The organism is Haloarcula hispanica ATCC 33960, from assembly GCF_000223905.1.
Classification (GTDB): domain Archaea; phylum Halobacteriota; class Halobacteria; order Halobacteriales; family Haloarculaceae; genus Haloarcula; species Haloarcula hispanica.
Genome location: NC_015948.1, coordinates 2,359,809 through 2,370,378 on the forward strand (window position 1 = coordinate 2,359,809; position 10,570 = coordinate 2,370,378).

Annotated in this window: 12 protein-coding genes; 7 read left to right on the top strand and 5 right to left on the bottom strand. The window is 64.6% G+C overall.

Annotation, left to right across the window (positions count from 1 at the left end; all coding sequences use genetic code 11):
* The first annotated feature begins 62 nt into the window (after positions 1-62).
* From cobD to HAH_RS11860, 3 genes are all read left to right on the top strand, one after another.
* Positions 63-1,121 (top strand): threonine-phosphate decarboxylase CobD, encoded by a 1,059-nt coding sequence (gene cobD, locus HAH_RS11850; protein WP_014041133.1) that lies wholly within the window; start codon positions 63-65, stop codon positions 1,119-1,121.
* The gene (locus HAH_RS11855) at positions 1,114-1,830 is read left to right on the top strand and encodes an adenosylcobinamide amidohydrolase (RefSeq protein WP_014041134.1); all 717 of its coding nucleotides are present in this window, start codon (positions 1,114-1,116) and stop codon (positions 1,828-1,830) included. The genes cobD and HAH_RS11855 overlap by 8 nt, the downstream gene beginning before the upstream one ends.
* 69 nt (positions 1,831-1,899) lie before the next feature.
* Complete coding sequence (locus tag HAH_RS11860; protein ID WP_008308206.1) at positions 1,900-2,550, top strand: cob(I)yrinic acid a,c-diamide adenosyltransferase; 651 nt, start codon at positions 1,900-1,902, stop codon at positions 2,548-2,550.
* Here the strand turns inward: HAH_RS11860 and HAH_RS20135 are convergent.
* Positions 2,547-2,789 (bottom strand): hypothetical protein, encoded by a 243-nt coding sequence (locus HAH_RS20135; protein ID WP_233425838.1) that lies wholly within the window; start codon positions 2,787-2,789, stop codon positions 2,547-2,549. The two genes, HAH_RS11860 and HAH_RS20135, sit on opposite strands and share 4 nt — an antisense overlap.
* A 194-nt stretch (positions 2,790-2,983) precedes the next feature.
* Entirely contained in the window at positions 2,984-3,625 is a 642-nt protein-coding gene (locus tag HAH_RS11870) for a SatD family protein (RefSeq protein ID WP_014041136.1), read from the bottom strand.
* Positions 3,626-3,793: 168 nt separating this feature from the next.
* On the opposite strand from HAH_RS11870, the gene HAH_RS11875 reads away from it, so the two are divergent.
* From HAH_RS11875 to HAH_RS11885, 3 genes are read left to right on the top strand one after another with little or no spacing between them, the layout of a single operon-like run.
* On the top strand, positions 3,794-5,272 hold the full coding sequence (locus HAH_RS11875) for a cobyric acid synthase (protein WP_014041137.1): 1,479 nt from the start codon (positions 3,794-3,796) through the stop codon (positions 5,270-5,272).
* 60 nt (positions 5,273-5,332) lie between these two features.
* Positions 5,333-6,100, top strand: a complete 768-nt coding sequence (locus HAH_RS11880; RefSeq protein WP_014041138.1) for a nucleotide-binding protein — start codon at positions 5,333-5,335, stop codon at positions 6,098-6,100.
* Complete coding sequence (locus tag HAH_RS11885) at positions 6,097-6,654, top strand: hypothetical protein (RefSeq protein ID WP_014041139.1); 558 nt, start codon at positions 6,097-6,099, stop codon at positions 6,652-6,654. Before HAH_RS11880 ends, HAH_RS11885 begins: the two co-directional genes overlap by 4 nt.
* A 207-nt stretch (positions 6,655-6,861) precedes the next feature.
* On the opposite strand, the gene HAH_RS11890 is transcribed toward HAH_RS11885, so the two are convergent.
* The 3 genes from HAH_RS11890 to HAH_RS11900 form a co-directional block, all read right to left on the bottom strand.
* Positions 6,862-7,095: an HTH domain-containing protein gene (locus HAH_RS11890; protein WP_008308192.1), complete on the bottom strand. Its 234-nt coding sequence runs from the start codon at positions 7,093-7,095 to the stop codon at positions 6,862-6,864.
* A 312-nt stretch (positions 7,096-7,407) separates the two neighbouring features.
* A complete protein-coding gene (locus HAH_RS11895) occupies positions 7,408-8,223 on the bottom strand; it encodes a helix-turn-helix transcriptional regulator (protein WP_014041140.1) in 816 nt (271 codons plus the stop codon).
* A gap of 68 nt (positions 8,224-8,291) precedes the next feature.
* Positions 8,292-9,896, bottom strand: a complete 1,605-nt coding sequence (locus tag HAH_RS11900) for an FAD-binding domain-containing protein (RefSeq protein ID WP_014041141.1) — start codon at positions 9,894-9,896, stop codon at positions 8,292-8,294.
* Between the two features lie 142 nt (positions 9,897-10,038).
* Between HAH_RS11900 and HAH_RS11905 the strand changes: the two genes are divergently transcribed.
* Positions 10,039-10,551 (top strand): hypothetical protein, encoded by a 513-nt coding sequence (locus HAH_RS11905; protein ID WP_023843394.1) that lies wholly within the window; start codon positions 10,039-10,041, stop codon positions 10,549-10,551.
* Positions 10,552-10,570 lie beyond the last annotated feature (19 nt).

Here is a 10,570-nt window from a genome sequence, read left to right on the forward strand (position 1 = left end):
ACGTGGGGCGGAGGCCGAACGCCGCGAAACCTTCTCCACACCGCCCGCCGTAGCCCCCGTCAATGGACCCTGATTCGGTCGAGGGCTTGCGGGCGAGTGGCGGCAACGGGGCCGAGGACGCCATCGGGCCGGACGGGCGCGTCCCACACGGCAGCAGCGACGACCCGGACCTGCTGGATTTCAGCGCGAACACGAACCCCCGCGTCCCGCCGGACGCCGCGAAGACGTACCGGGAAGCGTTCGAGGCCGCCCGCTCGTATCCGGCGGACGACTACCCCGAGTTCCGGGCGGCCGCGGCGTCCTTTGTCGACTGCGAACCGGAACAGGTGATACCCACGGCCGGCGGCCTCGAAGCCATACGTCTGGCGATCCAGACGACAGTTCGGACTGACGACAGCGTGCTCGTCCCGTATCCCAGTTTCGGTGAGTACGCCCGCGAGGTCCGGCTCCAGGGCGGGACGCCGGAGTTCGTCCCACACGACGACCTGCTGACCGCCGACCCGGACGGTCATGCGCTCGCCATCGTCTGCAACCCGAACAATCCGACCGGCGAAGCGGCCGACCCGTCGGCGCTCCGGGCCTTCGCCGACGACTGTCTCTCTGCTGGGACGACACTGCTGGTCGACGAAGCCTTTCTCGGCTTTACCGACGAGCAGTCGCTGGCGGGCCGTGAGGGCATCATCGTCGCGCGCTCGCTGACGAAACTGTTCGGCCTCCCCGGCGTCCGGATGGGCTACGCCGTCGGAGCGGGCGCGGCCAGGGACCGCCTCGCCACCGCGCGACGCGCCTGGTCGATGAGCGCGCCGGCGGCCGCGGTCGGCACGCACTGCTACGGGCAACGCGAGTTCGTTGCGGAGACGAAGGCCCGTGTCGCCGACGAGCGAGCCCGTATGCGGGACCGACTCGCGGCGCGGTTCGACGTGTTCCCCTCCGATGCGCCGTTCCTGTTGTTGTCGGTCAGCGACGCCGACGAGTCTGTCGACGACATCCTTGCCTCGGCTCGCGAGGCTGGTATCGCACTCCGGGACGCCCGAACCTTCCGCGGGCTGGACTCGCACATCCGCGTCGCCGTCAGAGCCCCCGAAGAAAACGACCGGCTGCTGGACGCGCTGGATGTTTGAGACGACCGTCGAAGATGGTGTCTGTCAGGTCCGCCGCGAGGGTGCCAACTGGCTCTCGACGGCGTGGGACGGGGGCTACCGGACCGCAGACGCCGTCTACAACGTCACCGTACCCGAGGGGTTCGAGCGGACCGACCTCGACGCCTACCGCGCGGAGCGACTGTCCGCGACCGGTTTCCCCCTCGGCCCGGCGCTGCTCACCGGCGTGCATATGGAGCACGCCCGCTGTGTCCGGAGCGGCCCGGTGTCGGTGTTGGCGACCGCGGGCCTCTCGAACCCCGCGGCGTTACCGATGTCGGGAGAGGGGACAGCGGACGACTCCGACGGAACAGCATCGAATCCGGCAGACAGCCCCGACTGGCGTCCCGGCACGGTCAATCTCGTCGTCGGCGTCGACCGAGCGCTGGACAGCGGCGCGCTGGCAACGCTACTCGCCACGGCTGTCGAAGCGAAGGCCGCGACGCTACTCGACGCAGCGGGCGTGCCCGGAACCACCTCGGACGCAGCCATCATCGGCTGTGTCCCGAGCGCTGAGTCCGCACCGTTCGCCGGCAGCGCAACAGAAATCGGGGCCGCCGCTCGCGTCTGTGTCCGCGACGCTATCCGGTCGAGTCTCGCCGCCCGCTACGACGGCGACAGCCTGCCGACCGTCGACGACGCGGCGTACGGCGTCGTCACCGACCGTGAGACGGAGGTGTTCGAGCCGTGAAAAAGCCGTTTATCACACGACATTCCCGGAGACCAAACGGCTAAACAGAATCCGGTCGAACAGACGGGTATGAGCGATAACACGGCCGGACCGACCGCCGAGCCCATCAGTCCAAGCGCGCCCGAGGAGTTCGGACTGGTCCAGGTCTGGTGGGGCGATGGCAAGGGCAAGACGACCGCGGCGCTTGGGATGGCGACCCGCGCCGTCGGCCACGGCTACCGCGTCCACCTCCTGCAGTTCATGAAGGGCGGGACCAGCACCGTCGAAGACGTGCGCGGCGAGTACAACGCGATTGCCGCCCTGCCGGGCTTCTCATACGAGAACGCGGGCCACTACGGCTGGCACGGCTTCCTCGACGGCAGCGAGGACGACGAGCACGAGGCCCGTGCGAAAGGCGCACTCGACCGGGCACAGGAACTCGTTCAGGCCAGCGCCGACGCCGACCTCTCGACGCCGCGGGACGCCGACGGGCCGCCAGAGGAGGGCGTCAATATGCTCGTCTTCGACGAGATTCTCTACGCCGCGAACCGCGGCCTCGTCGATCCGGCGGACGTGATTGGGCTCATCGAAGCAAAGCCCGACGACCTCGAACTGGTCCTGACGGGCGGGCACGAGCGACCAGAATTTCTGACCGACCATGCCGATCTCATAACGGAAGTCAACAAGGAGAAACACCCCATCGACGCCGGGCAGGGCGCGCGGAAGGGAACGGAGTTCTAGAGGGTTCCAAGCAGATAGTCAAGACAGACGCCGAAGACTAGCGAGTACGTCACGTTGGCGATACTCCCTGTGAGATAATACGTCGTGTTCCCACTGGAGATGTCTTGCCAGCGGACAATTGACTTTGCAGTGAACACCAGCCCTAGTGCCGTGTATGCGCCGAGTAGCGTCAACGTGAGTATCAGAATATTCTCTACTTTCCCGACCGCACGTCCCGTATCCGCTTCTTTTTCACTCACATCGGCACCGGCATATTGGAGAGCAGCGGATACCATGGTCCCACTTGTCGACAGCAACAGAGCGTACCCGGCACCAACTACGACCGCTGAGCGAAATGAGATAGACGAAATCAAATCACCGGTCGCCCAGACAAGACCAAGAATAGCACCGACTGTGACTACGGCCGACGCTGGTGTCCGCCAACTCACAGAACTCATTCCCAGACCTCTGTCATGGCCGCTTCAAGATTTGCTTCGGTTGACAGTACCATCTCCGCCTTTGCCCGCGAAAGCGTCTGTGAGACGGCCTGAATCGAGACGTCTCGGTCGTCAGCCAACGCCTGCATACTCTTTCTTTCGCGGTACTCACGGACGATCGACGCCTGGTGTGGCGTCCATTCCTGTTTCCACGCAAACAGCAGGTGTATCTGGTCGGCAAGCAGCGAAAGTAGCCAAGACTTCACGACAGGATCGTGCAGCGCAACGGCCCGACCGTTTTCCGTGATGTCAGCTAGCAACGTATCTGCTTTGTGGAACGCAGGGCCATCCATCTCTGAAACCTCGCTCGTTGTCATCCCCACGTCAACTTCTCCGTGGACAACCGCAAACCGAATCGCAGTCGGGTGTATCGATTCGGTGATTTCCCGGATAGCGCGGTAAGCATGTCCAGGGTTTCTGATGACTCCTCCGACCTCGTCAACCCCCTTCAACACCGAGAACGGCGCAACCGTCTGGTCGGCGAGTGCGTCGGTCGCTCGTGACACACCCTGATTGAGCGCCGCTCGCAACGCCTCTCTATCTGTGACCGACCGTGACTCGATGACATCACCGATGATGACGCACCATCGCTCCGCCATAGTCATCGACTCAACCCGATATCGTTTACTTGTTTCGGTTAAACCGTTTCACGTTGAGTACCGTGTGAACGGCTAATCCGGATTCAGTTGATTGGGCAGTGTTAAATCGATATGGGTTTAGTGATCTGAGCGAAAGACACCAGTGCGTTCGTCTCCCAACACAGCCTAATGGCCCACACGCTGCTGGTCGCCGGAACGGCGAGCCACGTCGGCAAGTCGACCGTCGCGGCCGGGCTCTGTCGCTATCTGGCCGACCGTGGTGTCTCGGTCGCACCGTTCAAAGCCCAGAATATGAGCAACAACGCCCGGGCGACACCCGGCGGCGAAGTCGGCGTCTCGCAGTACGTTCAGGCCCGCGCGGCCGGCGTCGCGCCGTCAACCGACCACAATCCGGTACTCCTGAAACCGCGAGGGGACGGCGAATCCCAGCTCATTCTGGATGGCGAGGCGGTCGGGCATTTCGAGGCCCGTGGATACTACGACGAGCACTGGGAGGACGCGCTGGACACCGCCCGCGCGGCCCACGACCGACTCGCCCGGTCCCACGACGTGATTGTCGCCGAGGGCGCGGGATCGATTGCCGAAATCAATCTGCACGACCGCGACCTGGCGAACGTCGAGACGGCGCGTTTCGCCGACGCCGACATCCTCCTCGTCGCCGACATCGAGCGCGGCGGCGTGTTCGCCTCGCTCGTCGGGACGTTGGAACTGGTTCCCGACGACATCCGGGACCAGGTGGCCGGCGCGGTCATCACGAAGTTCCGCGGCGACCGCTCGCTGCTTGACCCCGGCATCGACGAGTTCGAGGACCGGACCGGCGTGCCCGTCGTCGGCGTGATTCCCTACGACGACCCCGGACTCCCCGAAGAGGACAGCGTTGCGCTGCCGCCGGTCGGCGAGCGGTCCGTCGTCGGCGCTGACGATGGCGTCCCCGACGACGGGAGTGTTACTGTCGCCGTGCCGCGACTCCCGCGCATCTCGAACTTCACTGACCTCCAGCCACTCGCCCGCGAACCCGGCGTCAGGGTCGCGTACGTCCCACCCGAAGCCGCCCTCGACGACGCCGACGCGGTGGTCCTGCCGGGGAGCAAGAACACGGTCGACGACCTGCTGACGCTCACCGACGCTGGCTTTGATGGCCGCCTCCAGTCGTTCGACGGCCCCGTCGTCGGCCTCTGTGGCGGCTACCAGATGCTCGGGGAGGAAATCACGAACGCCGCAATCGAGGGGACCGGCGACGCGGACCGCGTCGAGGGTCTGGGCTTGCTCCCGGTGACGACGGAATTCAGCGAGTCGAAGACAGTCGAACACGTCCGGCGGGACCTCCGTGGCGTCGGCCCGCTTTCCGGGGCGAGCGGGACTGTCGAGGGCTACGAGATCCACATGGGCGACTCGACGCTGACCGACGAGGCGGCCCGGCCGTTCGACGGCGACGGGGCGGCGACCGACAGCGTTCTCGGCACATACCTCCACGACCTCTTCGTCAACGAGAGTGCCAGAGGTGCCTTCGTGCGAAATGCGTTCGAGAGTGCTGGTGTTAACTCCCCAGCGGCAAACGAGCGAGAGAGCGGCGACCCGTACGAGCGAGCCGCCGGCCTCGTCGCCGACCACGTCGACCTCGGCCCGCTCGGACTGGCCGATTGGTGACCGTTTGATACTTCTTCAAATTCCGGAAATTTATATACATCTAGCTCGCAATATTCTCCAATGGTCGAAGTGTTCGCGGTCGCCAGTGGGAAGGGCGGGACTGGCAAGACGACGAGCACCGTCGCCCTCGGGATGGCGCTGGCCGACCGCTACGACGTGACGGTGGTCGACGCCGACACGGGGATGGCGAACCTCCTCTTTCACGCCGGCCTCTCCGACGCCGAGACGACGCTGCACGACGTCTTGGCCGACGACGCGCCCGTTGAGGCGGCCACGTACGACCGGTTCGGGCTGACCGTCGTTCCCTGTGGAACGAGCCTGGACGGTTTCAGAGACGCCGACCCGGACCGCCTTCGAGACGTGGTTGCGACGCTTGCAGAAGATACTGACATCATCCTCCTCGATTCGCCGCCAGCGCTCGACAGCCGGACCGCCGTCCTTCCCATCGTGCTAGCCGACCGCATCGTCGTCGTCCTCCAGCCGACGATCCCCGCCATCTCGGACGGGCTGAAGGTCCAGGAGTACGCGACGACCTACGACACGGACGTTGCGGGCCTCCTGTTCAACAAGGTCCGCGAGTCCGAATCCATCGAACAAGTCTCAGAGAAGACCGAACGGTACTTCGACGGGCCGACGCTGGCCGCGGTCCCCGAAAGCGAGCGGGCCCGTGAGGCACGCCGTGCTGGCCGGCCGCTCCTTGCCCACGCCCCCGAATGCGAGGCGTCGACGGCCTACCGAGAGGCCGCCGAATCGCTTACCGTGCGGGATGGGGCGGCCGCCGACGCCGCCGACCGGTTCCAGAGCGCCGTCATCCCCGAGTCACTATGAAGTTGCCCCGCGGCCGACTCGACAAGTCCCGCGTCGTCACGGACCCGCGGGACACGCTCGCCGACGTGCTCGACCGCGAACTGACCGGCTATGCCGTCTTCGAGTCCCAGGAGACGCTCCTGCTTGACGGCGAGGGCCGGGGCGTCATCACGTTCACCGACGGCGTGCCGGTGCTGGCCTACCACACCGGCACGGACCGCGGCGGTCCGCCGGCGCTCGCGGACCTCGCCATTCCCGGGCCGTACCACGTCTCGTTGTACACGCTTGACGCCGCTGACCTCGAATCGGCACACGAAGCAGCCGACCTCCGAGTCCCACCCGGGATGCCCGCCGAACGGCTGGGCGGCGACCCGGCGCTGGCCGACAGTACGCGACGGGCGGCTCCCGACGAGCGGCTGCCAGCGATGGGCGACGGCGACGCGGCAGCAGCCGAGGACGGAACCACCGAACAGAGTGCCGTCGAAGCGTTCCTTGACGACGCCGAGAAAATCGAAGCCATCAAACAGCAGGCGCGCTCGGAGGCCCGCGAACGTGCTCAGCAGTGGGAGTTCTGAATGGTCCCGCTTGCGTGGGGTTCTATACAGCCAGCCATGAGATCAGTCTGCTTTGCTACAGGTCTTCAGTGTGTCCGTCGTGACACGGCCCCAATCCCACTCCAAGAGTAAACCGCCTGACGGCACCGTCGCATAGTTGTAGCGATGTACCGATCTGTGTCGACTCCGAAGTCGGTACTATCGGGAAATAGTCGACAACAATCCGCATCAATCCGCTCGCACGGGGATCCACCACACCCGCGACCGGCCCCCGACTTTCTTGCTCGTGATATCCGTCTCCGATTCGAGGTCGTGGAGTTTGTTCAGCGCAGTCCGTCGCGAACAGCCGAGTCTGTCCGCCACCTCCGACGCCGTGAGTGGCTCCGCGTAATCATTTCGGTGTCTGAACACCTCGATAACGTCCGATTCAGTGTACTGAATCTCCCGTCCAGGCGGAGACATACTTCTGTCAACGATTGCCACATACTTATACTGTCGGCTATTATTTCATTCTGGGTGAAAGTATAGAAACACAGCCCGTTGTTGTCGCAAAACGAACCCGGACGTCGGATCAGAATAGCATGAACGTTCTAAGCTGTTACAGCCCCTGTAACATGTGTTGTGTCCCGAAACAGTTACAGCGAATAAGTATAGGCCCCCACCGGCTATACCATGCTCCGGGGATACGCCATCCCGCCCTCCAGTGAGTGCTGGCGCGCCGACCAGTGCTCCCTTCGGCCCTTCCACACCGGATTCCATCCGTGAGCGACTGGATCATTGCTTGTTTTCTTGCACCGACAGGACCGATTCAAGCGGCTGTGACCGCGCTCTGTATCGGTCGAACACCGTCTCAGCCCAGCTATACACCGCTGTGGCGTCGGATTCGGCTATCGCCCGGACGTTGTTCCGGTCGTCGTAGGCCGCCAGACAGACCCGCGAGCGGTCCAGTGCGAGGCCGATATCAAGCGGAGTATCGTGGACGTACGTGTCGATGTTCTCGTGTTCGACGCCTCGTTCCAGCGCGTCTGCGAAGTCCGACGCTGACCGTTCGAGGACGCTGTGATCGATGATGAACTCGATACGCGTCCCCGTTTCGAGCAGGTCCACCGCGACGTCGTTGAACACCGATGTAACGATAGGCGAGATGGCCCGAACGTCGCCGTCGACCTCGTGCAGCCAGTCCGTGAACCGATCAATCGCGGCCAGCGGGTTCTGTTCGGAACTCGTCGTGAGACAATTGGGGTCTAACAGCTCCGCCGGGAGATCCGCCGCGATGGAACCGAGGTGGGCGGCCAGCGGACCGACCGCCCGAGCCCGTTCGATCTCGCTCATGAGTGCCGTGTACTGGTCCAACACCCGCTGTCCAGTCACCGTGAGCCGGTACTCGCCGTCCCGTTTGACGACCCACTGCCGCTCGGAGAAGCCCGCGAGTATCCGCTGGATCGTGGTCCGAGTCGCGTCCACCGCATCGCACAGATCGGTGGGCCGTGCCGGACGCTCCCGGAGCTGGGCCAGTACTGCGAACCGCTGTGGTGACCCAGTAAGGAACTGGCAGTCCTCGAAAACGGTGTCGTCCGGACCCTCCGCCATTGGATACGTCTGCGTGGGCAACCGTCTTAGCCTCTTTGGCGTTTGGCAACACTGAACGAATTGTGGAGCTACTCGTCGCCGAACGAGCCGAGGGTGCTTTGGGTCCCGCCGTCTTCCGCGCCGTTCGACGCATCCGTCCCGTGTTCCGCGGCGATGCGTGCAGCGGCTTCGCGGCCGCCGGAGAAGGAGGCACGGCGCGCAATAGCCGAGTCCTGCAGGGCGTCGGCCGCGTCAGCGCGGACCTCCTCGTAACGCCTGCGGAACGCCTGTCTAGCCGCGTCGTAGTCGACGACCGGGTGCGGGTAGTCTTCGCCAATGCTGACGCCACAGGACGCCTGTACGTGGACCGGCGTCCCCTCGGGCCGGTCGAGGTACTCGTCGGGGAGCGAATCGAGTTCGGGCACCCACCGACGAATGAACTCGCCGTCCGGGTCCTGGTCACGGACCTGCTTTCGAGGATTGTACAGCCGGAGCGTCGGTTTGCCGATCAGTCCACATTGTGATTGCCACTGTGTGTAGTTGATCGCCGCCGAGGCGTCGATGAGATGGTGGTAGAACCAGTCCGCGCCGATCCGCCAGGGCTGCTGGAGCAAGTGGTAGTAGACCGAGGCACACATCGCCCGCATCCGGAAGTTGAGCCAGCCCGTCTCCTTGAGACACCGCATCGACGCGTCGACCATCGGGAACCCGGTCCGTCCGTGCTTCCAAGCGGCCACCAGATCGGGGTCATACTGTGCCGTGTTGAACCCCTCGAACACCGGGTTCACCGCCGTATCGAGCCAGCCGGGCCAGTCTTCGAGTTTCTGTTCGTAGTGTTTGTTCCAGAACAGCCGCGAGACGAACATCTCTTTCCCGCGGCCGTCGGGCGCGTGGGCCTCGATGTACTGGATGACCTGCCGCACGGAGAGACAGCCGAAGGCGAGGTACGGCGAGAGCCCGCTGGTCCCGTCCCGCGCGTCCGTCGGCGCGGAGATGTTCCCCGGGTAGTCGTCGATCCGCTCGGCGAACGCAGACAGCCGTTTGCGTGCTGGCCCGGTTCCGCCGCGCGGCACCGCAGATTTCGACGGCGTGAGGTCGTAGTGGTCCTCAATCGTGCTGATGTCGATGCCGCTATCGAAGCTCCGAGAGGTGACCGTGCTCGGGTCCCAGTCGTACTGGTCGGCGGAGAACCACGCCGAGACGTCGTCCTGCCACCCGTTGCGGGTCTCCGCTCGGTCCCGAACCAGCCCGTCGCCGTCGACGAATGTGACGCCACACTGTTCCCGAACGCGGCGGTCCCGCTCCCGGCCGTAGCGTCCGGTCGGAACGGCCATCGTCACGATGTCCCAGCCGGCCTCGCGGAACCGCCCCAGCACGTCCACCGGGTCCCCGTGGGCGTAAGTGAGCCCGCGGCCGGTCACAGTGTGGTACTGGTCTGCGAGGTCGGCCAGACAGTCGTGCAGGAAGCGGATACGGCTGTCACAGGCGAGGCCGTCCGCGCCGTAGAACGCCGGGTCGAACACGAACAGCGGGAGCATATACTCGGACGTTGCAGCCCTCGCTACCGCGGCCTGATCGCGAATCCGAAGGTGTTCGCGATGCCAGACGACTGTGCCGGATACATCGCTCTCAAGCGTCGGAATCGCGTCCTGTCGTGGCGCGTCCAGCGTCTCGTCTGACTCCAGTCCCGGCATACGCGCTATTGATTCGTCATTGGACCACAGGCACCACTGTCTTTCGTCTCTCGAAGCCACAGTGTTCGAGAGGGCAGCCCAGTGGAGTGAGCCGCGGTCGGCTACCAGAAGGGTTACACCGCGAGACCCGCGCTAGTCGATAATGGAATTCGAGTCCACACGCCGACGATTCATGGAACTCGCCGGAGCGAGCGCGACAGTGTCGCTCGCTGGCTGTAACGCCCTTCAGGGAGGCGACAGCGACGGAACGAACACGGGTACAGGGCCACAGAGCCAGAGCGCGGACGCGGACTCCGCGACCGTGACGGTCGTGGTTGAACCGGACCAGACACAGTTGCGGGAACGACAGCAGGAGATCCAATCTGAACTCCAGGCAGGGAATCTCACACAAAGCGAGGCACAGGCGGAATACCGTACCGCACAGGGGAACCTTGGCGAAGACGCAATCAGTTCTTTCGAGGAGCGTGCGACAGCAGACTTCGGTCTCACTGTCGACGATTCTGTTCCCGAAGCGAGTGCGCTGTTGGTCACTGGCCCACCAGCCGGCCTCATTGGTACCCTTTCAATCGAAAGTGTCACCGGGATCCTCTCGCAAGCGACGTTCGAACAGATCCGGTCGCAGGTTCGGACCGAGACGCCGGGTGCGACGGAGTAACGAACGCTACGGACCGTCT